This window comes from Finegoldia sp. P3-F-LR (assembly GCF_052932165.1).
Genome location: NZ_JBRFJE010000007.1, coordinates 35,730 through 57,781, shown reverse-complemented (window position 1 = coordinate 57,781; position 22,052 = coordinate 35,730). Strand labels below are relative to the sequence as shown.

Annotated in this window: 27 protein-coding genes; 24 read left to right on the top strand and 3 right to left on the bottom strand. The window is 31.6% G+C overall.

All coding sequences use genetic code 11. The features are described from left to right. Positions 1-112 precede the first annotated feature (112 nt). Entirely contained in the window at positions 113-1,069 is a 957-nt protein-coding gene (locus ACU68U_RS04165) for an LCP family protein (protein WP_154272234.1), read from the top strand. 26 nt (positions 1,070-1,095) lie between these two features. Then, positions 1,096-2,106: a type 2 isopentenyl-diphosphate Delta-isomerase gene (gene fni, locus ACU68U_RS04160; RefSeq protein WP_156849731.1), complete on the top strand. Its 1,011-nt coding sequence runs from the start codon at positions 1,096-1,098 to the stop codon at positions 2,104-2,106. Between the two features lie 47 nt (positions 2,107-2,153). On the opposite strand, the gene ACU68U_RS04155 is transcribed toward fni, so the two are convergent. Both ACU68U_RS04155 and ACU68U_RS04150 read right to left on the bottom strand, forming a co-directional pair. Beyond that, complete coding sequence (locus ACU68U_RS04155; protein ID WP_154272232.1) at positions 2,154-2,687, bottom strand: biotin transporter BioY; 534 nt, start codon at positions 2,685-2,687, stop codon at positions 2,154-2,156. Beyond that, positions 2,680-3,369, bottom strand: coding sequence for a hydrolase (locus tag ACU68U_RS04150; protein WP_094207389.1), 690 nt, complete (start codon positions 3,367-3,369; stop codon positions 2,680-2,682). The genes ACU68U_RS04155 and ACU68U_RS04150 overlap by 8 nt, the downstream gene beginning before the upstream one ends. Positions 3,370-3,548: 179 nt before the next feature. Here ACU68U_RS04150 and rpsF point away from each other — a divergent pair, with 179 nt between their 5' ends. The 9 genes from rpsF (at position 3,549) to ACU68U_RS04105 (ending at position 11,948) form a co-directional block, all read left to right on the top strand. Next, positions 3,549-3,836, top strand: coding sequence for a 30S ribosomal protein S6 (gene rpsF, locus ACU68U_RS04145; protein WP_002835043.1), 288 nt, complete (start codon positions 3,549-3,551; stop codon positions 3,834-3,836). A gap of 20 nt (positions 3,837-3,856) precedes the next feature. Then, positions 3,857-4,369, top strand: coding sequence for a single-stranded DNA-binding protein (locus ACU68U_RS04140; RefSeq protein WP_002835042.1), 513 nt, complete (start codon positions 3,857-3,859; stop codon positions 4,367-4,369). Between the two features lie 20 nt (positions 4,370-4,389). Further along, complete coding sequence (rpsR, locus tag ACU68U_RS04135; RefSeq protein WP_002835041.1) at positions 4,390-4,614, top strand: 30S ribosomal protein S18; 225 nt, start codon at positions 4,390-4,392, stop codon at positions 4,612-4,614. 53 nt (positions 4,615-4,667) lie between these two features. Further along, positions 4,668-5,729, top strand: a complete 1,062-nt coding sequence (locus ACU68U_RS04130) for a branched-chain amino acid aminotransferase (protein ID WP_446762806.1) — start codon at positions 4,668-4,670, stop codon at positions 5,727-5,729. A gap of 84 nt (positions 5,730-5,813) precedes the next feature. Further along, complete coding sequence (locus tag ACU68U_RS04125) at positions 5,814-7,649, top strand: polysaccharide biosynthesis protein (RefSeq protein ID WP_094207387.1); 1,836 nt, start codon at positions 5,814-5,816, stop codon at positions 7,647-7,649. A 12-nt stretch (positions 7,650-7,661) separates the two neighbouring features. Further along, a complete protein-coding gene (locus tag ACU68U_RS04120; RefSeq protein ID WP_094207386.1) occupies positions 7,662-9,032 on the top strand; it encodes a D-alanyl-D-alanine carboxypeptidase family protein in 1,371 nt (456 codons plus the stop codon). Between the two features lie 9 nt (positions 9,033-9,041). Beyond that, positions 9,042-9,350 carry a thioredoxin gene (gene trxA, locus ACU68U_RS04115; protein ID WP_002835037.1) on the top strand — a complete coding sequence of 103 codons (309 nt, stop codon included), beginning with the start codon at positions 9,042-9,044 and terminating at the stop codon, positions 9,348-9,350. Between the two features lie 196 nt (positions 9,351-9,546). Then, positions 9,547-9,873 (top strand): DUF6110 family protein, encoded by a 327-nt coding sequence (locus ACU68U_RS04110; protein WP_094207385.1) that lies wholly within the window; start codon positions 9,547-9,549, stop codon positions 9,871-9,873. Beyond that, positions 9,873-11,948 (top strand): heavy metal translocating P-type ATPase, encoded by a 2,076-nt coding sequence (locus ACU68U_RS04105; protein WP_094207384.1) that lies wholly within the window; start codon positions 9,873-9,875, stop codon positions 11,946-11,948. Before ACU68U_RS04110 ends, ACU68U_RS04105 begins: the two co-directional genes overlap by 1 nt. 164 nt (positions 11,949-12,112) lie before the next feature. Here the strand turns inward: ACU68U_RS04105 and tpx are convergent, their stop codons facing one another. Beyond that, positions 12,113-12,619 (bottom strand): thiol peroxidase, encoded by a 507-nt coding sequence (gene tpx / locus ACU68U_RS04100; protein WP_094206001.1) that lies wholly within the window; start codon positions 12,617-12,619, stop codon positions 12,113-12,115. Positions 12,620-12,704: 85 nt separating this feature from the next. Between tpx and ACU68U_RS04095 the strand changes: the two genes are divergently transcribed. From ACU68U_RS04095 to ACU68U_RS04035, 13 genes are all read left to right on the top strand, one after another. Next, complete coding sequence (locus ACU68U_RS04095; protein ID WP_094207383.1) at positions 12,705-12,944, top strand: pro-sigmaK processing inhibitor BofA family protein; 240 nt, start codon at positions 12,705-12,707, stop codon at positions 12,942-12,944. A 95-nt stretch (positions 12,945-13,039) separates the two neighbouring features. After that, positions 13,040-13,678, top strand: coding sequence for a 50S ribosomal protein L25 (locus ACU68U_RS04090; protein WP_094207382.1), 639 nt, complete (start codon positions 13,040-13,042; stop codon positions 13,676-13,678). A 50-nt stretch (positions 13,679-13,728) separates the two neighbouring features. Further along, complete coding sequence (gene tmk / locus ACU68U_RS04085; RefSeq protein ID WP_094207381.1) at positions 13,729-14,340, top strand: dTMP kinase; 612 nt, start codon at positions 13,729-13,731, stop codon at positions 14,338-14,340. Next, positions 14,337-14,663: a cyclic-di-AMP receptor gene (locus ACU68U_RS04080; RefSeq protein ID WP_002837271.1), complete on the top strand. Its 327-nt coding sequence runs from the start codon at positions 14,337-14,339 to the stop codon at positions 14,661-14,663. Before tmk ends, ACU68U_RS04080 begins: the two co-directional genes overlap by 4 nt. Before the next feature lie 8 nt (positions 14,664-14,671). Then, the gene (locus ACU68U_RS04075; RefSeq protein ID WP_002835026.1) at positions 14,672-14,944 is read left to right on the top strand and encodes a cyclic-di-AMP receptor; all 273 of its coding nucleotides are present in this window, start codon (positions 14,672-14,674) and stop codon (positions 14,942-14,944) included. Beyond that, positions 14,944-15,762: a DNA polymerase III subunit delta gene (locus ACU68U_RS04070; RefSeq protein WP_446762805.1), complete on the top strand. Its 819-nt coding sequence runs from the start codon at positions 14,944-14,946 to the stop codon at positions 15,760-15,762. The genes ACU68U_RS04075 and ACU68U_RS04070 overlap by 1 nt, the downstream gene beginning before the upstream one ends. Next, positions 15,755-16,597: a PSP1 domain-containing protein gene (locus ACU68U_RS04065; RefSeq protein WP_154272224.1), complete on the top strand. Its 843-nt coding sequence runs from the start codon at positions 15,755-15,757 to the stop codon at positions 16,595-16,597. The genes ACU68U_RS04070 and ACU68U_RS04065 overlap by 8 nt, the downstream gene beginning before the upstream one ends. An 88-nt stretch (positions 16,598-16,685) precedes the next feature. Then, the gene (locus ACU68U_RS04060; protein ID WP_002835022.1) at positions 16,686-16,856 is read left to right on the top strand and encodes a DUF362 domain-containing protein; all 171 of its coding nucleotides are present in this window, start codon (positions 16,686-16,688) and stop codon (positions 16,854-16,856) included. Between the two features lie 50 nt (positions 16,857-16,906). Next, complete coding sequence (locus tag ACU68U_RS04055) at positions 16,907-17,620, top strand: tRNA1(Val) (adenine(37)-N6)-methyltransferase (protein ID WP_094206016.1); 714 nt, start codon at positions 16,907-16,909, stop codon at positions 17,618-17,620. After that, entirely contained in the window at positions 17,601-18,428 is an 828-nt protein-coding gene (gene rsmI / locus ACU68U_RS04050) for a 16S rRNA (cytidine(1402)-2'-O)-methyltransferase (RefSeq protein WP_094205994.1), read from the top strand. Before ACU68U_RS04055 ends, rsmI begins: the two co-directional genes overlap by 20 nt. Continuing rightward, complete coding sequence (locus ACU68U_RS04045) at positions 18,425-19,378, top strand: DNA double-strand break repair nuclease NurA (RefSeq protein ID WP_154272223.1); 954 nt, start codon at positions 18,425-18,427, stop codon at positions 19,376-19,378. The genes rsmI and ACU68U_RS04045 overlap by 4 nt, the downstream gene beginning before the upstream one ends. Next, positions 19,378-21,198: an ATP-binding protein gene (locus ACU68U_RS04040; protein ID WP_446762804.1), complete on the top strand. Its 1,821-nt coding sequence runs from the start codon at positions 19,378-19,380 to the stop codon at positions 21,196-21,198. Before ACU68U_RS04045 ends, ACU68U_RS04040 begins: the two co-directional genes overlap by 1 nt. Before the next feature lies 1 nt (position 21,199). Beyond that, positions 21,200-21,886, top strand: a complete 687-nt coding sequence (locus ACU68U_RS04035; RefSeq protein ID WP_094205991.1) for an acyl-[acyl-carrier-protein] thioesterase — start codon at positions 21,200-21,202, stop codon at positions 21,884-21,886. Positions 21,887-22,052 lie beyond the last annotated feature (166 nt).

Here is a 22,052-nt window from a genome sequence, read left to right as displayed (position 1 = left end):
AATCAAATTTAATGTAAATTTTCATTGTTTTTGATATAATTAAATAAGTGTTATGGCAAAGCACCGGTGAATCCGAGTGCTTTGTTCATTAAGAAAGTAATTGGAGGAAAGAATGAAAAAAAGAGCTGTTATTGTCTTTTTTATTTCGCTAGCACTATTTTTGGGAGTTTATTTCGGTGCTGGTAAATTTTTGGGAAGCTTAAAAACAACTGGCTCTGATATTAAAGGCGATGAATTAGGAAAAAACAATGTAATTGAACAAAATATACCGGATGAATTTTTATTTGTCCTTCTAGGAATTGACAAAGAAGTAAGCACAACAGATCATCAAAGATCTGATACTATAATGGTTTGCAAAGTTAACTTTAATTCTGGTAATGTGGATATACTGTCTGTACCAAGAGATACTCAGATTAGATTGAATGGAAATATCCACAAAGTAAATGCTGCCCATGCTTATGAAGGAGCGAAGGGATCTTTAAAAGCGTTGAGAGATTTATTGGGAATAGATTTGGATTATTACGTTGAAGTTGATTTTGATAGTGTAGAACACATCGTAGATGCTATGGGTGGAGTTGAAGTTGATTCACCAGCTGAAATAGTTGTTGAATCAAGACATATCCGTATCCCAAAAGGAAAATCAAAACTAAACGGAGATGAAGCGTTACAATATGTGAGGGCACGTCATCCATTAGGTGGATCTGATGAAGCGAGAATTGAAAATCAACACTATTTTATAAAAACATTGATAGATCAATTATTGAGTCCTGCAAATATTACAAAAATGCCAAAGATGGTTGAAATATTCAAAAGAGATGTTAAAACGAATATTCCATTGGGAGATATGACGGCTTATCTTACAAAAATTCCTAACTTTTCATCTAGCAAAATACATAGCTATATACTACCTGGAGATTATAAAGATGATGGAATTAGTTGGTATATGGCGGATGAAGAACAATTACCAGAAATTGTAGACAGATTATTTGCTGAATACAAACTGGATGATCAAACCACTAATCAAGACAATGATAAAAAAGAAGATGAGGAAGAATCTCAAAATAATTAGTGGTTTTGTTTTTGGGAGGTATTTTTGTGGAAAGAAAGCAAGAACACATTGAAAATTATTTAAAATCAGAATACAAGGGCAACAATTTATTTGATTGTGTGTATTTAGAGCATACATCACTACCAGAATTAGATTTGAATGATGTCGATTTGTCGATGGAATTTAACGGCAAGAAAATTGACTATCCTTTTATGATAAACGCAATGACTGGTGGTGGAGATTCCTGTTGCGACATCAATGAAGACTTGGCTAGATTGTGTAAAACATTCAACATTCCAATGGCAGTTGGCAGTCAAAAAATTGCTCTTGTGGAAGATGAAGCGATTGAAAGTTTCGAACTTGTACGAGAAAATTTGATTAAAAACGAAAACATCGTAATAGGAAATCTTTCTGCAAGAGAAAGCTTGGAATCAGTTCAAAAAGCGATTGAGATGATAGATGCTGATATGTTTGGCCTTCACTTGAATCCAATTCAAGAATTGATTATGGAAGAAGGAGACCGAGAATTTTCCGGAATAAAAGATAACATTAAAAATATAGTAGAAAATGTAGATGTGCCTATAATCGTAAAAGAAGTAGGTTACGGAATGAACAAAAAAACAATCTATGATTTATACGATTTGGGTGTTAGATACATTGATATTGCTGGTTTTGGTGGAACAAATTTTTCTGAAATAGAAGATAATAGAAGATTCGATATGGAATTTTCTGAATTTTACTGTTGGGGGATTCCTACGGCGAAGATTTTATTGGACATGCAAGATAAACCTGACGATTTGTTTTTGATTGCAAGTGGTGGGATAAAAACATCAATTGATATTGTAAAAGCGCTAGTCCTTGGTGCAGATATGACAGCGATGAGTGGCGAAGTATTATCTTATTTAATGCATGGTGGTTATGAATTTGCTAAGGAATTTTTGGATAGCTTGATTTATAAATTAAAAATGCTTATGGTAATGCTCGGAGCAAAAAACATCAATGAGCTTAAAAATCTGGACTACAAAATATTTGGAAAATTAAAAGAAATTACAGAATAAATAAAGTCATACAAATTTGATTTTAATATCAAACTTGTATGACTTTTTTAAATGTATTTTTCTACTCTTTTTGTAACAAAACTAAAAACCAAAGCTTTTAACATATCTCCAGGTAAAAACACTATCATACCAGTGAATAATAATTTCCATAAGTCGAATTGTTTATTAGATAATTTGAACAATACTCCCATGTATATCACACCAAAAGCGTAAATTATAAGTGATGACACCATGAACATAATAAAAAGGTTTAATTGTGACAGGTTGCGGTCTTTGAATTTTACATAAAAAGTTTGTACTAAAAATCCTATTACATAACCAAAGCTAGGTGAAAATATTGCTTGTATACCACCCTTTCCTCCTGCAAAAACAGGAAGACCAATAAGCCCTAATACAATATACAATAAAACTGACATATTCGCGTATTTTTTGCTTAAATAATATCCAGATGATATTGCAAATAAACTTTGTAAGGAAATAGGAACTGGAAATAATGGAATTATTATATAAGATCCAATTACTATGAGTGCGCTAAACAAAGCGATTTTTATGAGTTCTTTTGTATCGATACTTCTACTCATCTTGCTTTTCTCTCATATCTTGTCTGTAATTTGCCATTACTTCGTGGAAAATTTCTGCTGATGTTGGTGGAGTATAACTTAAAGCATTTGCTCCAGCATTTATCGTATCAATAACATTTTGCTCATTATCACCGCCTGTTGCAATTATTGGAAATTCATATCCAACTTTTTTCCTGATTTCTTCAACTAAAAATGCAGTTTTCTTTCCACCAGATACATTTAAAATATCTGCACCAGAATTGATTTTTCCTTCGATATCATCATATGCAGATACTATTGTAGCGACGATAGGTATGTCTAAAACTTTTTTCATCTGAACAATAGTCTCGTTTTTCATAGGGGCATTTACGATTACTCCATATGCTCCTAACATCTCTGCTTGTAATGCCATATTTACACTTCTAATTCCAGATGTAATTCCACCACCTACTCCAGCAAAAACTGGAAGACTTGAAGACATTATTATAGCATTTGTGATTGATAATGTTGGTGTGAAAGGATATACTGCCATTATTGCGTGACCATTTGTATTATTAATTATTGCAATGTCTGTTGTAAAGACAAGAGTTTTTATTCTTTTACCTAAAACTGTTATGCCAGATGCTTTGTACATAGCTTCTGGAATATGTACCATTCTGTGTCTCAAATTAGATTTTACTTCTGGTATAAATTTCTTTTCCATAAGATGCCTCCATAAAATGAATTTCATATTTATATTATAATAGATAAAGCCATTCTAGCAAATCATAAAAACTAAAAAATATTTTGGGAATTTGTTGTAATTCTTAGAAGATTATGGTAATATATATAGGTAAATCCTTGCTCCGGATAGGGGCCAAATAGACCACAAGGAGGTGTCATATGAATAAATATGAATTAGTGCTAATCTTTAAGCCAGAATTATCAGAAGAAGACAGAAATACTGTATTCTCAAGAATTCAACAAGTAATTGACGAAAATGGTAAACTTGAAGAAGTTCACGATTGGGGAAAAAGAAAATTAGCTTATGAAATTAACTACATTAAAGAAGGATACTATTATATTGTAAACTTCGATTTAGATCCACAATTTGTTAAGGAAATCGAAAGAAGATGTAGATTATTCGACCAAATCATTAGATACATGGTTGTTAGAGTAGACGAACAATAATCGTAAGAGGAGGAAATGTTTTGAATAATGTTAGTTTGATGGGTAGATTGACAAGAGACCCTGAAGTGAGATATTCAGCGAATACTCAATTAGCTAACGCTAGATTTAGTGTTGCTGTAGATAGAAGATTATCTAAAGAAAAAAGAATGGAAGCTGAAAACAACAATCAACCAACTGCGGATTTTATCAACTGCGTTGCTTTTGGAAGAACTGCAGAAGTTATTGGACAATATTTCCACAAAGGAAATAGAATTGCGATTACAGGTCACATTCAAACGGGATCTTATGAAAACCAACAAGGACAAAGAATTTATACAACTGATGTAATTGTCGATCAATTTGATTTTGTTGAATCAAGTAATTCACAACCAAATTCAGGTAACTATCAAGGTTACAACAATAACCAATCATTCAACAATAATTCTTTCCAAAACAATAATTTCCAAAATTCAAACGATATTCATAAGAGTAATGACGATTTCGGAATGGGAGACAATGCAGTTCCGACTGATATTGACGAACTTCCATTCTAATAGTAGGAGGTTTTAAAGATATGCAAAGAAGATTTAGACCTAGAAAAAAGATAGATCCATTCCAAAAGGATAAAACAAAAGTTATTGATTATAAAGATGTAAATATGCTTAAAAACTATATCAGCGAAAGAGGTAAGATTTTACCAAGAAGAGTAACTGGATTAAACGCAAAACATCAAAGACAAATAACTGATGCTATCAAAAAAGCTAGACAAGTTGCACTATTACCATACAGTGCTGAATAAGACAAAATTAAGCTACCTTGATGGTAGCTTTTTTTACATATAAGGAGATATAAATGAGTTTAAAAATTGAAAAAACAACAACACCAAAACAAAAATACTCTAATAGTGAAGAATTGGGATTTGGAAAAATATTTACAGATCACATGTTAGTAATAGATTACGACAAAGAAAAAGGTTGGCACGATGAGAGGATAATTCCATATCAAAATATTTGTCTTGATCCTTCTTCTATGGTTTTTCATTACGGACAAACTGTTTTTGAAGGAATGAAAGCTTATAAAAATTACGGCAAAGTATATTTGTTTAGACCATTAGAAAATTTAAAAAGATTAAATAAAAGCAATGATAGATTGTGTATTCCAGAAATCGATGAAGAAAAAGTTTTGGAATATTTGTACAAATTTGTCGATTTGGAAAGAGATTGGATACCTGAAGAAGAAGGTTGCTCATTGTATATCAGACCTTTTATCATTGCAACTGATGCACAATTAGGAGTAAAGGTTAGTAATGAATACAAACTTATCATAATAGCTTCTCCAAGCGGATCTTATTACAAAAATGGTTTGAGCCCTGTTAGTATTTATGTAGAAAAAGATTATGTGAGAGCTGTAAGAGGTGGAATGGGAATGGCAAAAACTGGTGGAAATTATGCAGCTAGCATGAAAAGCCAAGATATTGCTCACGACAGAGGTTATTCACAAGTTTTATGGCTAGACGGTGTGGAAAGAAAATACATCGAAGAAGTAGGTGCGATGAATATATTCTTTGTGCTAAAAGACAAAGTTATAACGCCAATGATTAATGGAAGTATTTTGGAAGGAATAACTAGAAAATCTGTTATCGAATTACTAAGATACGAAGGTATGGAAGTTTCAGAAGAAAGAATTTCCATTGACGATATCGTAGATTATTACAAAAATGGAGAGCTTCTAGAAATATTTGGAACCGGAACTGCAGCTGTTATCAGTCCAGTTGGAAAGCTATTGTATGATGAATATGAAATGATTATTAACGATGGTCAAATCGGAAAGACTAGCCTTCACGTTTACGAAACATTAACTAATTTACAATTTGGAAAGATTGAAGATAACTTTAATTGGAGAGTTGAGATTTAAACGTTAAAGTCATTTTCCAAATAATTTTATCTTGTATTTATGGTATAATGAATACGATAAGTAATATTTGTCAGAGGAGTTAAAATGAATAAATACAGAAATATAGTATTGGCAATTTTAGATGCTATAATTATTAATATATCGTACGTTGTAGGATTGCTTTTAAGATTTGACGGACAAGTACCTCCAAGATACATGAGTTACTATCTTAAGTATGCAGCCGTAGTTACAATAATACAAATTTTGATACTTTTTATTTTCAAAATGTACAAGGTAATGTGGAGGTATGCAACATTTGAAGACTACCTAAAAGCTGGTGTATACACTGTTATTGCGAGTGTTGGTTCATCATTGTTTTTGATTTTGGTAAAATCAACGCTTCCAAGATCAAGCTTTTTGATTGCGCTTGTTTTTGAAGTTGTATTAATTTTAATAGTTCGTATGATTGCAAGAACTCAAACTGATAAAAAATCAGCTGTCGAACAAACTATCGAAGGACAAGTTAATTCAATGGTAATAGGAGCAGGTGCTGCGGGAGTTTTGGTTGTACGTGAGATGCTAAATCATCCTGAAATGAAATCTAAACCTGTGTGTATACTTGACGATGATAATACGAAAATAAACAAAAGCATATCTTCGGTTCCGGTTGTTGGTGACACAAGTGATATTGTTAAAAAGGCACATGAGTACAACGTTGAAGAAATTGTTCTAGCGATACCAACTATAGATTCAGAACGAAAGAAACAAATTCTTAATGAATGCGAAAAGCTTAATGCAAAAGTTAAAATAATGCCTGGTTATTATGAATTTATAGATTCCAAGGTTGATTTGAAAGATTTAAGAGATGTTCAAATCGAAGACTTGCTTGGACGTGACCAAGTAGTATTGGACAAAGAAATCCTTAATGAATTTTTGAACAATAAAGTCGTAATGGTAACTGGCGCAGGTGGATCAATAGGTAGTGAGCTTTGTAGACAAATATTAAAATATAAACCAAAAAAATTGGTGATGATTGATATCTATGAAAACACTACTTATGATATACAAAATGAAATTTTGAGAAATGATCCTGATGCACCAATTGATGTTATTATAGAGTCTATAAGAAACTTCGATAGAATGAATGCGATTTTTGGAATTCACAAACCAGATGTTGTGTTCCACGCTGCAGCTCACAAACACGTTCCTTTGATGGAACATTCACCACAAGCAGCTGTTTTGAACAATGTATTTGGAACGAAAAATATAATAGATTGCTGCGATATTCATAACGTCAAGAAATTCGTATTAATATCTACAGATAAGGCGGTTAATCCGACATCTGTAATGGGTTGCACAAAGAGAATTTGTGAACTATTAGTACAATCTAAAAATCAAATTTCTAAAACAGAGTATGTGGCAGTTAGATTTGGAAACGTACTTGGATCAAATGGTTCAGTAATTCCACTATTCAAAAAGCAAATTCAAGAAGGTGGACCAGTTACTGTTACTCATAAAGATATCATCAGATATTTCATGACAATTCCTGAAGCTTGTCAACTTGTTATGCAAGCTGGAGCAATGGCAGAAGGTGGAGAAATATTTGTGTTAGATATGGGGGATCCTGTTAAAATAGTAGATTTGGCTAAAAAATTGATAAAGTTATCAGGTTTGGAATTGGACAAAGATATCAAGATAGAATTTACAGGACTTAGACCTGGAGAGAAACTTTACGAAGAAACTTTGATTGAAGCTAATAATATAAGTAAGACAAAATATGATATGATATTTGTAGAAGAACCGGTGGTTCACGATATAGAAAAATTATCTGACGACTTAGTAGATTTGAAGAAAACTACAGAACAAAACTCTAAGTTAGTAATTGTAGAACAATTGCAAAAAATCGTACCAAATTATACTCCGGATGTAGAACATCAATAAAAGAGGTGGAATATGGCTGACAAGAAAAGAAAATCAAGTTACAGTGATATTAATAAAAAATACGATTTTTCAAGCGGAAGAGTTTCAGAAAGCGAAATGAGACGCAGAAAGAAAAACGCCGAGAAAAATCGTAGAGAAATGAGACGACAAAGAAATAGTTACAATCATGAACAAGACATGGGCAAAACGATAGTTTTGACTCCAGAAATGGTTGAAATGGAAAGAAAAAGAATAGCTAGACAAAAAAGAATAGCTAGAAAGAAAAAGTTGAGAAGAAGAAGAATTATTTCCGCAATCGTGGCAATAGTTTTGATACTTTTAATAGTTTTTGCGGTTAAGAAGGTTGCAAATAAAAATAACGCAAAACCAAAACAACAAACAACAATAACTAACCAAACACCAGTAAAACCACAACCGATTGTTCAATCATTAGTTAAGTTCTCAAAGACAAATAAAATGACTAATTTGTATGAAAAGAGCGAAAAAGTATCCACTGTCCTTGAACAAATCCCTAACAATGCATATGTAAAGTATTACTCAGATCAAGGAGATTTCTCATACGTAGTGTATAATGGAAAAAAAGGATATATTTTAAAATCTGATTTGTCAGATATAGAAAACAAAAATCAATTCAAAGTAATCAAAGGAGTTTTGATTGTAAACAGTGACTACACATTGCCATCAGATTACGATCCAGGAATTGATGAAGATGCTCGTAAATCATTTACTTTAATGGTTAATGATGCAAACAAAGACGGTGTAATACTAAGAAGTGTTAGCGATTATAGATCATTCGAACAACAATCTAAGTTAGAAGATGTAGAAGATGTAAAATTTGTAAAAGCTGGTACTTCTGAACATCAAACAGGGCTTGCTTATGATTTGATAGGTGAAGATTACACACTTAAATACAAATTAGATTTCTCAAAATCAAAAGAATACAAGTGGTTGATGGACAATGCTTATAAATACGGTTTTGTGTTGAGATATCCTGAAGGAAAGAAAGATACTACAGGATTAAGCTTTGCTCCCTGGCATTTTAGATATGTAGGAATTGATTTGGCGAAAATCATTCACGATCAAAATTTGACATTGGAAGAATACCTTAAAGTTGCAGATGAAAATGTAACAAACACAGACAACAACAAAGAAGATAGCGACAAACAAAACAACGAAGAAAAAGAACCATCAAATTCTGAAGAAAACTCTGAGAGAAAAACAGAAAATGATAACTCAAATAATAACAGAGATAATTCTGATAATGAAAACTCAGAGAACTCCGATAGGAAGAGAAACAATCAAAATTCTGAAGATAATGGACAAAATAATAATCAAAATGACAGAGATAACGACAACAACGACAACAATGATAACAATAATTAGAGGTGAAATATGATTTATTTAAACAATGAAAACTTTGATGAAGAAGTAATTCAAGCAAAAGGTAAAATTTTGGTAGATTTCTATGCGGATTGGTGTGGACCATGCCAAGGACTCGCTCCAATAATTGAAGAAATTGATGAAGAAAACAAAGACGAAAACATCAAAATCTGCAAACTAAATGTAGATGGAGCACAAGAAATTTCTAGAAAATACAAAGTAATGAGTATTCCTACAATTTTGGTATTTGAAGATGGAGAAATCATAAAATCTACTGTAGGTATGGTTGAAAAAGAATATATCTTGGATATGCTAAAATAACAAATCAAATATAAACAAATGAGAACTAATCTAGGACAAATAGATTAGTTCTTTTTAAAAAGTAAAAAATCGAAGAAAACACTTATATTTTTAAGAAAAAAATTGTATAATAATGGTGAGATAGAATATAAAGAAATTGTAAATTTTATGTAAAAACTTACAAATATTTTAAGTTATAAAATTATGGAGGTATAATATGATAAACAAAAAAATAATTAGCGTAGGTGCAGGAATAATAGCAGGAGCTATTGGTGGAAAAGTTTTAAATTCAAAGCTAGCTAAAAAAGCTGCTGTTAGTACAGTTGTTGGAGGATTAAAAGTTAAAGAATCTATCGATAAAACTGTTGAAAATATTAGAGTTTCTGCAGAAGATGTTATTGCAGAAGCAAAAGATGTAAAAGAAAGAGAAGAAAAAGAAGAAGCTAAGAAAAACGATGAAATGGACATCGAAAAAGTAGCTGAAGAACAAGAAGAAAAAACTGAAGAAAAAGTTGAAGATAAAAAAGAGGAAGAAAATAAATAATGAGAGCGTCAATAGCCCACAGAATAAAGGGCAGATGCCGTTTTGTTTATGAGGATGATTTAAAAAAAGAAAATCTTAATAAACTCAAATATTGTATAGAAGAAGTTAGTGGAGTGAGATCATGTAAGATTTCACTTCTTACTAATTCTATTACTGTTAGTTATGATGAAAACTGTGTTTCGAAATTGGCGAAGTTTATTCTTGATTTAGATATAGATACAATTGAGAATACATCAATAGATAATGTAGATTTTCAAGCACAATCAGAAAATGATTTGTTTAATATTCTGAGAAATGCGATGTATCGAAGAATCTTTTTCAAATATATGCTTCCTGCTCCAATAGGAACAGTTGCATTGTTCTTTAGAGCTTATCCGTTTATAAAAAATGGAATTAAATCTTTACTCAATAGAAAACTAAATGTTGAATTGTTGGATGCAACAGCTATTTCTGTATCTCTTGCAACAAGACAGTTTGCAGATGCTGCAAATATTATGTTCTTGTTAGGATTAGGTGAAGAAATAGAAGATTACACAATGAAAAAATCTCAAGAAAACTTGGCACATTCTTTGGCATTGAATATAGATAATGTATTTGTCGTTGAAAATGACGAAAAAATCATTAAAAATATTAAAGATGTTGAGATTGGAGATATTGTCGAAGTTGAAATGGGTAATAGTATTCCTGTTGATGGTAAAGTCATCAAAGGTGTTGCAATGGTAAACGAATCTTCATTCACCGGAGAATCAAATCCTGTCAAGAAAACGTCGGGTAGTGTTGTGTTAGCTGGAACTGCAATTGAAGAAGGTTCTATTCTAATCGAAACGGCAAAAAAACACGATGATTCAAGATTATCTCATATTATAAGTTTGATTTCAGAAAGTGAAAAGAACAAGTCACTCGCTCAAAAGAAAGCTGAGAACACGGCTGATAGTCTTGTGAAGTATTCATTTATAGGCACAGCATTGACTTATTTATTCACAAGAAATCTTCAAAAAGCTAAGTCCTTCTTAATGGTGGATTTCTCATGTGCATTAAAATTAACTATTCCAATTGCCGTAATGAAGGCGATTAGTCAAGCATCTGAAGAAAAAATCCTTGTAAAGGGCGGAAAATATTTGGAAAACTTGTCTGAAGCAAATACAATCGTGTTTGACAAAACTGGTACGTTGACAAAATCTGAGCCAAGAGTAGCAAAAGTAATAGCTCTCGATAAAATTTCGGAAAATGAGTGCTTAAGAATAGCGGCTTGTCTGGAAGAACATTTCCCACATTCGATTGCTAAAGCCGTGGTTGAACACGCAAAGCATAAAAATTTGAAGCACGAAGAAATGCACTCTAAACCAGAGTACATTGTTGCTCACGGAATCAGAACTAAGATTGTTGACAAGGATGCCTTGATTGGATCTGAACATTTTATTCTTGATGATGAGGGAATAAAAATTAATGATGAAACAAAACAAATTATAGATAAATTAAAAGAAGATTATTCGCTATTGTACTTGGCATTTGCCGGTAGATTAATCGCTGTAATTTGTATTGAAGATCCTCTAAGAGATGAGGCTTGTGATGTTGTAAAATCATTGAGAGATTTGTCGTTTAAAAACATCACGATGTTAACTGGCGATGCAGAAAATTCTGCTCACAGTGTTGCTTCACTATTGGATTTGGATTATTATCAATCACAAGTTTTACCTGAAGATAAGCAAAACTATATCTTGCAAGAAAAAGAAAAGGGAAATAAGGTTGTAATGATTGGCGATGGTATTAACGATTCTGTTGCATTATCTAGCGCAGATGTGGGAATTTCAATGCATCAAGGAGCAGATATTGCGAAGGAAATCTCGGATATTTCGATTGGATCAGACAGCTTAGAAGGGCTTGTTGATGTTGTAAAATTATCAAAAGCTATGAAAAATAGAATTGATTCTGATTATAGACAAATCGTAGGATTCAATTCAACTTTGATAATATTAGGAGTTATGGGAATATTGACCAATACTTCATCGGCACTCCTTCACAATTTATCAACGGTTATGATTGCCGGTAGAAATATGAATAAATACAAAATATAATTTAAATAAAAAAATCTCGTAATCGACAAATGTAATGCCTCTTTAAATCCGGACACGGAAATAAGGGGGCAGTACAAAATTGGTTACGAGATTTTTGTTTATTAATCTTTAATATTTTGTATACTTTTCGAAAGTATTATCAATTTTTTGTATGATATAATTTATTAAAGTGATTTTAAGGCTTCTATAGCTTTATCGTAATCAGGGTGATTTGTATTTTCTTTTACGTATTCAACGTATTTAACTTCGTTGTTTTCATCTAAAATTACAATACCTCTGTTAAGAAGACGGAATTCTTCCATAACGAAACCATACTTCAAACCAAAATCTAAATCTTTGTGATCGCTTAGGACTAATAGGTTGTCGATTCCTTCAGCTGCACAGAATCTTGATTGTGCAAATGGTAAATCACAGCTAATTGTAAATATAATTGTGTTGTCAAATTCACTAGCTTTTTTGTTGAATTCTTTAGTTTGGAATTCGCAAACACCAGTATCAATTGATGGTACTACAGAAATTAATTTTTTCTTTCCGTCATAATCAGATAATTTTACTGGTTTTAATTCTGCATTTAAGCAAGTGAAATCTTGCGCTTTATCTCCTACGTTTACTTTAGTTCCTAATAAAGTCACAGGGTTGTTTCCAAATGTTGTTTCTTGTCTTTTGTCCATGTTATAGACCTCCTTATAATTTCATTTTCATTCAAATGGTTTATACCCAAAAAATTATTTAAATAAACAAGAGGAGTTGATTTTAATGAGCACAGCTACAATTATTATTGTATTAATTAGCGTTGCGATTTTGGCGTTATTCTTTAAGATTTCTTTTAAATTGGGGATGCATGCACTTTCTGGTTTTGTAGGAATTTTTATTTTAAATATTTTCTTAAGTTTTTTTAATATGCATATTCCATATAATTTGATTGATATGTTGATTGTCGGTATTTTTGGAGTTCCGGGATTGGTTGTTTTATTCTTATATTACTTTGTTGTCTAGTAAGAAATTATCAACTAAAATATTAAATTTGTTGCGAAGAAATCACTTATTTGGTATAATTAATAGAGATTTTAGATTACTTAGGAGGAAAATAAATGACTAACTATAAATTAGATATGCAAAAAAGAGACAAAGTTGGCTCTAATGCAGTTAGAAAATTAAGAGTAAAAGAAATGGTTCCAGGAGTTATTTACGGAAAAGACTTAGAACCAATTAATGTATGTGTTGATGAAAAAGAGTTAAGAAAAGTTCACTTAATGGCAGGAACTTCAAGTTTAATCGATGTTAAAGTTGATGGTGAAGATCACACTGTAATTATAAGAGAAGTTCAAAAGCATCCATTTAAAAATCAATATGTTCACGTTGATTTCAAAGCAATCAAAATGGGAGAAGTTGCAAACTTTACTATTCCAGTTGTATTAGAAGGAAGAGATGAAATCAGAGTTCAACCATCTGTATTAATGCAATTCTTGGACGAAATCGAAATCGAATGTTTACCAAAGAACTTACCAAACGAAGCTGTTGTATCAGTTATTGATATGCAAATTGGCGATACTTTCGAAGTAAAGGATTTGGATGTATTCAAAAATGCTGACATAACAGTTCTTGAAGACGAAACTGAAGCAGTATGTTCATTATCTGAACCAAAAGAAGAAGTAATTGATGATGAAGATGAAGAAGTATCTGCAGATGTTCCAACAGTTGGTGAAACTGAAGAAGAAGACGCAGAATAATAAATAGAAAAAATAAAGCGAGTTAACTCGCTTTTTTTATAGGATAAATTATGTTTATTACTTTTGAAGGTCCTGACGGCAGTGGGAAATCAACCATAATTCAAAAAGTTTACGATTATTTAATCGAGAATAATTACGATGTAATTAAAACTAGAGAGCCTGGTGGAAGTCCCATTGCTGAAAAGATCAGGAATTTGATACTTGATACTGAAAACACCGAAATGGGTTATAGAACAGAAGCCTTGTTATATGCAGCTTCTAGGGCACAACATGTTGAAGAAACAATTCTACCTGCATTAAACGAGAATAAAATTGTTTTGTGTGATAGATTTCTTATATCTTCCCTTGCATACCAAGGTGTAGGAAGAGATTTGGGAATTGAAAATGTTAGAAAAATTAATGAATTTGGTATAAATGGAGTGTTTCCTGATTTCGTTTTGTTTTTCGATGTTGATCCTATTACTACTTTGAAGAGAAAATCTTCCTTGGATACAGCAGATAGACTTGAAAAAGAGGGTAATAATTTCCATGAAAGGGTATATAATGGATATAAAGAGATTCTAAATTCTGAAAAGAATATAGAAATTATTGATGCAACTCAATCTGTAGAAGACGTATTTAATCAATGTATAAAAGTTTTAAAAAGGAGAAATGTTTTATGAAACTAGTTGTTGCAATTGTTCAAGATCAAGATGTATATAATTTAAATGCAGATCTTACTGAAGCTGGTTTTAGAATTACAAAGTTGGCTTCAACTGGCGGATTTTTGAAGACAGGAAACAGCACTTTGTTAATAGGTACTGAAGATGAAAATGTAGATAAATGTTTGGAAATCATTGAAAATGATTGCAAATCAAGAGAAACTACAACTTCAATGCTTTCTGTTAGTATGCCAGGAACTAACTACATATCATATCCTGTAGAGGTTATGGTAGGTGGAGCTACTGTATTTTTACTAGAAGTAGATAAGTATTTGAGATTTTAGGTGATTTTATGAAACTTATAGTTGTAATTATGGAAGATGACTTGAGCCATATTCTTTCAAAAGAATTGTTGGAGAACAAAATTTCTTCTACTAAATTATCATCAACAGGTGGTTTTTTGAAAAAAGGAAATACTACAATGTTGATAGGTACTGATGTGGAAAAAGAACAATCTATTTTAGATTTGATTAAAAAAGTATGTGACGAAAATGATATTGAGTCTGATAATGAATCAAAGGCTAATATTTTCGTTATGGATTTAGAGGATTTTAAAAAGTTTTAATGTTACCGAAAAACAAAACTTTGATAAATCAAGTCAAGAATAATAAAATTTCTAACCAATATTTACTATATGGTGAGAATTTAAGCGAAATAAATTATGATGCTGAGGCTTTGATATACAATTTACTTGTTAGTAATTCAAATTTGAAGTTGAAGTTTGACAGAGATAAGTTATCCGATCTGTTGGTTATAGAACCTGAGAAAAATTCTATAACCATAGACAAAATCAGAGATATTTCAAAATTTGTATCCACAAAGCCTTTTGAATCTAATAACAAGGTCGTGTTGATAAAACAGGCTGATTTGATGAGGACAGAGGCTTCTAACGCTCTTTTAAAAAATTTGGAAGAGCCAAAGCCTTTTGTGTATTTTATATTACTTACAGACAATAAGAATAAACTTCTCAAAACTATTATTTCCAGATGCCAAGTAATTAATTATCTAAGTGAAAAAGAAAATGAAGAATTTGATTATACGATAGCTTTGGACATTTTGGATAAATCTATGGGGCAAAATCTTCTTACAATGTTAGATTCTAAGGAATATTTGTCAGATTTTCAAAAAGACACAGATGTATTGTTTGATTTTTTGATGGAGTTTTATTCGTCGTTTTTGAAATTTGTGAAGACTAAGGACGAGTCTTCTTTGAATAAAGATTTTGTGAAATTGTACAAGAAATATCCAAATGCTAATGAGAGAATTATCGTGGATACTTTGGACAAGATTGAGTCTGTAAGAGGATATTTTAAAGTTAATGCGAATTTTGAGCTTTCTATGGAAGAGCTTTTATTGTATATAATGGAGGAAAACTATGCTTGATGCAACTGGTGTTAGTTTTAGACAAGCTGGTAAAGTGTATTACTTCGACTCCAATAATCTTCAATATAAACTAGGAGATCATGTAATTGTAGAGACTGCTCGTGGTATTGAGTATGGGGTTGTTGTAAAAGAAAATTTTGAAATTAATGAAAAAGAATTATCGTCTGATCTTAAACCAATTATAAGATTGGCCGATAGTGCAGATGATTATATTTATATGGAAAATAAGAAGAAAGCTAAGGAATCTATCGAAGTCTGCAAAGAAAAGGTAAAAGAATTCGGCTTGGATATGAAATTAGTGGACTGTGAATATACATTTGATAACAATAAGGTTATTTTTTATTTTACTTCAGATGAAAGAGTTGATTTTAGGGAATTAGTAAAAGAATTAGCGAGAATTTTCAGAATCAGAATAGAATTGAGACAAATTGGAGTGAGAGATCAAGCAAAGATTGCAGGAGGAATTGGTCCTTGTGGTCAAAGATGCTGCTGCAACAGATATATGAGAAATTTCAATCCAGTTAGTATCAAAATGGCAAAAGACCAATCATTATCTCTCAATCCTTCAAAAATCAGTGGACTTTGTGGAAGACTTATGTGTTGTTTGAATTATGAGCAAGAAGGCTATGAGTGCAAATTAAAGAAAATGCCACACGTTGGTCAAAAAGTTACTACTGAGATGGGCGAAGGAGTTGTGACTGAAACTAATACTCTTTTGGAATCTGTGAAAGTAAAAGTGATGACAGAGGATGAAACAGAAGAATTAATTCAAGTAAATGTAGACGAACTAATCGATTTTAATAAGTGCGGTGGATGTAATCATAAATGTCATTAAACACTTGCATTTATTCTAATAGTGTGTAATAATGATTGTAGAGCATAAATACATAATACGCTCTAAAATTACAAGGGGGTAAAGCAATATGGCTTATAAAATTTCTGACGATTGTATCGCTTGCGGACAATGTAAACCTGAATGTCCAGTAGATTGTATTTCTGAAGGGGACATTTATACAATTGATCAAGACGCATGTATCGATTGTGGTTCTTGTGCTGACGTATGTCCAGTAGATGCTCCACATCAAGACTGCTAATTTTAGGGGAGAATTAGACTACTCATTTTTGAGTGGTCTATTTTTTTAATATGAAAAGAGAACATTTTATACCAAAAACAGATTTAAAAATAATTGCTGATGATGAGAAATTTTCTTTTACGATTGATTCCATTTTACTCACAGATTTTGCAAAAATGAAAAAAGGCACCAATCTAATTGATATTGGCTGTGGGACGGGAATATTGATGTTGAGATGTAATGCAATGTATAATTTGTCAAAATGCATCGGAATTGAAATTCAAAAAGATGTTGCAGATATGTTGGTTGAAACAATCACGATTAATAATTTGGAAAATGTCGATATTATCAATGATGATTTTAAAAATGTCTACATCAAAAACGATTCAATCGACAATATAATAGTTAACCCTCCTTATCAAAAAAATGGTCATGGTATTTCTAATAAAAATACTAATTTTCACACATCGAGATACGATAATGAGATGAAATTGGAAGATTTATTTGAATTTGCTAAGTTAAAGCTCAAATCAAACAGGTCTTTGTTTATGATAAATAGATGTGAGAGATTGGTCGATTTATTAAGTATTGCAAGAAAATATAATATGGAAGCAAAGAGAATTAGGTTTGTGCAATCGAGAATTAATGATAAGCCCAATCTTGTCATGATACAATTTGTGAAAAATCAGAAACCTTTCTTGACTTTTGAGAAAAATCTGATTATTTACGATGGTGAAGACTACACGGAAGAAGTGATGAATATATATGGAATTACAAAAGTCTAAAATTTACGTCGTGCCTACTCCAATTGGAAACTTGGCAGATATGACTTTGAGGTCGTTGGACGTTTTGAAGAATGTGGATGTGATTTATTGCGAAGATACCAGAAATACATCGAAATTACTGAATTATTACGACATCAAAACGCCTCTTGTAAGTTATCACAAACATAACGAACAAAGCAGATCAGAAGAAATTATCGACAAAATTTTATTGGAAAATATAAATTGTGCGGTAGTAAGTGATGCGGGGATGCCTTCTATCAGTGATCCGGGACAAATTTTATTGGAAAAAGCTATTGATCGTGATGTCGATATTGAAGTGCTGCCAGGTGCAAGTGCTGCAATTACTGCTTTGGTGAGAAGTGGATTCGATAGTTTGCAATTTGCATTCTTAGGATTCGTACCTAGGAAAAACGCTGACAAAAATAAGTTTTACGAACAAATCAAAAACGCGACTATGACCACAATAATATACGAATCAGTTCATAGAATTGAGGCGACAGTGCAAGAACTCAGTGAGTTTTTGGAAGATAGAAAGATTTGTGTTTTAAGAGAACTAACGAAAATTCACGAGTCCGTTATGAAAGGGACTTGTGCTGAAGTTATCGAAATGTTAAAAAACGAAACTGTAAAAGGTGAATTTGTAATTGTAATCGACAAACTCATTGAAGAAGATGAAGATATAGATGTAAAAGAAAAACTTACAGAACTCATCAATGATGGAATGTCAAAAAAACAAGCAGTGAAAATCGTCAGCGATGTGTACGGTTTGAAGAAAAATGATGTCTACAAAGAGAGCTTAGAATTATGATTTCAAAAGATTTGATGGATGAAGTCTCTCATTTAAATGAGAGACTTAAAAATAGAAAAAATGTCTCTCGATTAAACAGAAAAGATGTAAGAAATTTAGTTACAAATGAGATTGGGAACATCAAAGTTTATGATAGATTTGATGTTAATAAGTTAAAAGAAATTAAAGAATCAGGTAGTATTTGCGTCGTAGATGGCTCAGTTAATAGAATCGGGGCAAATTATCCAAACTATGTGGAGTTTTTTCAGTCTATGGCTCTTCTAAGTTCTGATCAAGAACCTTTGGTTAAGGCGGATATTTTGTGTCCGTTGGTGGATGAATATTCGGAACGTGATCAATTCCAAATCTCAAAAGAAAAATTGTGTGCGACAGAACTTGCTGTAGCGATTGAAGCAGTTTCACATCACGACATCAAAATACTTATGATGGATGGAACTTTAATGAGATATAGCCTTGAAGCGGAAGATTTATATGAAGATTTGGTGAAACTTTGTGATATGAAAGGTGTTTTGTTAGTTGGAGTTGTCGAGGAAATCAGCACGAAGATTATCATGAACACTTTTAACGAAAATGATAATTATGTGGGGATGCTTTTCGACAGGGAAGCTTTGTTCAATGCATTGGATATGGATGAAGGGTTTGTCGTAAAAAACCATAAATCCAGAAAAGAAGAGTACAATATAGAACAAGCTTTCATCAGAACTTCCAAGGATCCTTGTGTAATAGCTATCGACATTCCTTCACAAAACATGGATGATTTTGATGAAATAATTTCTTTTGTGCTTACGATGTCCGATGAAAATACAAGAGGAGTGCCATTTTTGTTAGATTTGGTAGACAAGAAAACTAGGATTGACAACAAACAAGCTGAAATATTGGCGAAGAAATACTTGGATACAGAAATGTACCAATCGATATTTAGATCTCAAAGGAGTAAAAGAGTTATATAATGAATGATTTAGACTTTAGAGTAGTCGGAATGACCGACCAAATCGAATGTTTTGTAGCTAGTAAATACGATAGACTTAGAATCAATGAGTATATGATTGTGGAAGATATCAAACAAGGGGATATTTTGTGTCAAGTCACAGAAACTCACAGTGTTAATGAATTTATGGAGTCAAACACCGCCGATTCTTATATAACCAAAGAACAAATTCTAAAACTTCAAGCAGTAGGATACAACATTTCTGAAGGAATCAAATACATTTACAAATTCAGAGTGATGGACGATCCAGCATTTGCGATTGAAGCAGGATCTACAGTTAGAAAACCAAAGTTCGATGAGATTAAACACTTGTTTTATTCTGGTATAATTGACAAATCACTTGAAATAGGAATTATAAAAAATACTGAAGAGATTTATAAAACATGTCCTGAAGAATACAAAAATTTGCTTAAAATCATGGATTCTAACCAAAAAATCCACGACCAAGAAGAATTGGTGTATTTATTTAATTATTACAATATGATTGAATATCCGCATATTGGTATTTTTGGAGGATCAGGATCTGGTAAATCATACGGGCTGAGAGTAGTAATTGAAGAATTAATGAAAAAATATGTTCCTACGATAGTGTTTGATCCACATAATCAAATGGTATTTAAGGATAGAACGCTTGAAAATTATGGGGTTGATTTTTCTGACAAATTTGAAGTTTTAAAAGTTGGGGAAGATTTGGGGATTAATTTTCCTGATTTGAACAGATATGAGCTTATCAGTTTGATAGAAACACAAGGAGAACTCACGGAATCCATGAAATCTGCTTATGAAGCTATCCTTGATAAAGACGCAATAACACAATCGAGTGCTAATGCATTTTTGGGTTATTTGACAACCATATCCAGAACCTTGTCAGATAAGGAAGATGACACGACGGGATACTATGAAAGATTTTCACAACTTGTAAACGTGGATTCACTTCAAGCTGTTATCAGGAGATTTAATAGATTACTGAACACAGATATATTTTTGAACACTTCACAAAAACTTTTCGAAGCATTAAAAGACGGTAAAACAGTTATCATACAGGGTACGCAAAAGATGCTAAATTTGTATGCATCGTACGCAGTAAATTCTTGTTACAGAAAAAGAAGAAGATATGTAGATGCTATGACAAACGAATATTTTCCGATTATTTGTATGGTTTTTGATGAAGCCCACAATTTCTGTGGCAGCGATCAAATATCTGTTACAAGAAGAATAATTAAAGAGATTGCCCAAGAAGGTAGAAAATACGGAGTGTTCCTAATATTAGCATCGCAAAGAATGGCCGCAATCGAGCAGACTACAATTGCACAGTTGTCTACAAAATTTATTTTTAGAATTTCAACCGAAAAGGACCTTGAAGTTATCAGAAAAGAAACTGATTTGTCATCTGAAGAAATACGAAGACTTCCATATCTATCAAATGGTGATGTATTCATTTCCCAAGCTCAAATCGGAAAAACATTATTTGCAAGAATTAGACTTGCATACACTACACAACCGAAATTTAAAAATCCTTTTGATGAAATGTATCGAATGCTGGAAATAAATGTTCAAAAGAAAAATGAATCGGATATGGAATTATTTAAAATGTTGAAAGAAGATAACGTATTTCCAATAACTCTTGATTTATTTAGGATTTGTAAGATTGTTGAAGAAAGACACAATATAAAACTGAGTGTTAGTGAATTGGAAGACAAATTAAATAAACTTAGCAATGATGGATATATTACCAAGAAAAAATCTATAATGGGAGAAAGTTACTATTTAAAAGAGGAGTAATATGAAAGTTAGTTTAAATACGAAAGTTATGAACGTTTTTTGTGGGACAAATTCAAAAATAAGATTGAACAAGTTATTCGATTATATGCTTGAATGTTCCATTAAACAGGAAGAAATTCTTAAAGAAGAGCTTAAAGATTTGAATGGGAGTTGGATTATATATCAATGGGATGTTGATATACATGACATGCCTGAAAGATTTGACGATTTGACAATACAAACTTACCACACTTATACTAGAAAATTCTACGCTTTTCGTAACTACGATGTTTTTAAAAACGGAGAACTAATTGTAAGAGCTAAAACAAAATGGCTACTTGTAAATCCTGAAAAGAAGCTTCCAATTAGGATAAGCGATACACTTGGAGAGATTTACGGAAGAGAAGATGGTTATGAAATAATAGAAAAAGATGTGGAAATGTTAGACGGCGATTATAAAAAGTGTGGCGAATATATTGTAAGAAAAACGGATATAGATTACAATTATCACGCAAACAATGCTAGATATATCGAATGGATTGAAAATTATCTGGACGATGACACAATTAAAAAGGTGGAAGTTGTATATAAGAAAGAACTTAAACTAGGTGAAAGTGTGGAGATTTATAGATTAGTAGAAGATTCCGTCATTTGTTTCAAATTAATTACAGATGGAGTTTTGAAAACAATTATAAAAATTACGAAATAAATTTTAACTCACAAAATGAATTTTTTGTTTTGTGAGTTTTTTTCTTTTAAATTTTAGAAAATAGCCAAAATTTCGTAAAAAAAATAATTGACAAAATAAAACTGTTGTTATATAATTCTAAGATACAGTATAAAAATGGATAATTATGCTATAAAGTAGATTATTT

What these genes read in the sequence shown, in the direction of transcription:
- ACU68U_RS04165 (WP_154272234.1), top strand. Translation starts at nt 113, where the DNA reads ATGAAAAAAAGAGCTGTTATTGTCTTTTTTATTTCGCTAGCACTATTT.
- ACU68U_RS04155 (WP_154272232.1), bottom strand. Translation starts at nt 2,687, where the DNA reads ATGAGTAGAAGTATCGATACAAAAGAACTCATAAAAATCGCTTTGTTT.
- ACU68U_RS04150 (WP_094207389.1), bottom strand. Translation starts at nt 3,369, where the DNA reads ATGGAAAAGAAATTTATACCAGAAGTAAAATCTAATTTGAGACACAGA.
- rpsF (WP_002835043.1), top strand. Translation starts at nt 3,549, where the DNA reads ATGAATAAATATGAATTAGTGCTAATCTTTAAGCCAGAATTATCAGAA.
- rpsR (WP_002835041.1), top strand. Translation starts at nt 4,390, where the DNA reads ATGCAAAGAAGATTTAGACCTAGAAAAAAGATAGATCCATTCCAAAAG.
- ACU68U_RS04130 (WP_446762806.1), top strand. Translation starts at nt 4,668, where the DNA reads ATGAGTTTAAAAATTGAAAAAACAACAACACCAAAACAAAAATACTCT.
- ACU68U_RS04125 (WP_094207387.1), top strand. Translation starts at nt 5,814, where the DNA reads ATGAATAAATACAGAAATATAGTATTGGCAATTTTAGATGCTATAATT.
- ACU68U_RS04120 (WP_094207386.1), top strand. Translation starts at nt 7,662, where the DNA reads ATGGCTGACAAGAAAAGAAAATCAAGTTACAGTGATATTAATAAAAAA.
- trxA (WP_002835037.1), top strand. Translation starts at nt 9,042, where the DNA reads ATGATTTATTTAAACAATGAAAACTTTGATGAAGAAGTAATTCAAGCA.
- ACU68U_RS04110 (WP_094207385.1), top strand. Translation starts at nt 9,547, where the DNA reads ATGATAAACAAAAAAATAATTAGCGTAGGTGCAGGAATAATAGCAGGA.
- ACU68U_RS04105 (WP_094207384.1), top strand. Translation starts at nt 9,873, where the DNA reads ATGAGAGCGTCAATAGCCCACAGAATAAAGGGCAGATGCCGTTTTGTT.
- tpx (WP_094206001.1), bottom strand. Translation starts at nt 12,619, where the DNA reads ATGGACAAAAGACAAGAAACAACATTTGGAAACAACCCTGTGACTTTA.
- ACU68U_RS04095 (WP_094207383.1), top strand. Translation starts at nt 12,705, where the DNA reads ATGAGCACAGCTACAATTATTATTGTATTAATTAGCGTTGCGATTTTG.
- ACU68U_RS04090 (WP_094207382.1), top strand. Translation starts at nt 13,040, where the DNA reads ATGACTAACTATAAATTAGATATGCAAAAAAGAGACAAAGTTGGCTCT.
- tmk (WP_094207381.1), top strand. Translation starts at nt 13,729, where the DNA reads ATGTTTATTACTTTTGAAGGTCCTGACGGCAGTGGGAAATCAACCATA.
- ACU68U_RS04080 (WP_002837271.1), top strand. Translation starts at nt 14,337, where the DNA reads ATGAAACTAGTTGTTGCAATTGTTCAAGATCAAGATGTATATAATTTA.
- ACU68U_RS04075 (WP_002835026.1), top strand. Translation starts at nt 14,672, where the DNA reads ATGAAACTTATAGTTGTAATTATGGAAGATGACTTGAGCCATATTCTT.
- ACU68U_RS04070 (WP_446762805.1), top strand. Translation starts at nt 14,944, where the DNA reads ATGTTACCGAAAAACAAAACTTTGATAAATCAAGTCAAGAATAATAAA.
- ACU68U_RS04065 (WP_154272224.1), top strand. Translation starts at nt 15,755, where the DNA reads ATGCTTGATGCAACTGGTGTTAGTTTTAGACAAGCTGGTAAAGTGTAT.
- ACU68U_RS04060 (WP_002835022.1), top strand. Translation starts at nt 16,686, where the DNA reads ATGGCTTATAAAATTTCTGACGATTGTATCGCTTGCGGACAATGTAAA.
- ACU68U_RS04055 (WP_094206016.1), top strand. Translation starts at nt 16,907, where the DNA reads ATGAAAAGAGAACATTTTATACCAAAAACAGATTTAAAAATAATTGCT.
- rsmI (WP_094205994.1), top strand. Translation starts at nt 17,601, where the DNA reads ATGGAATTACAAAAGTCTAAAATTTACGTCGTGCCTACTCCAATTGGA.
- ACU68U_RS04045 (WP_154272223.1), top strand. Translation starts at nt 18,425, where the DNA reads ATGATTTCAAAAGATTTGATGGATGAAGTCTCTCATTTAAATGAGAGA.
- ACU68U_RS04040 (WP_446762804.1), top strand. Translation starts at nt 19,378, where the DNA reads ATGAATGATTTAGACTTTAGAGTAGTCGGAATGACCGACCAAATCGAA.
- ACU68U_RS04035 (WP_094205991.1), top strand. Translation starts at nt 21,200, where the DNA reads ATGAAAGTTAGTTTAAATACGAAAGTTATGAACGTTTTTTGTGGGACA.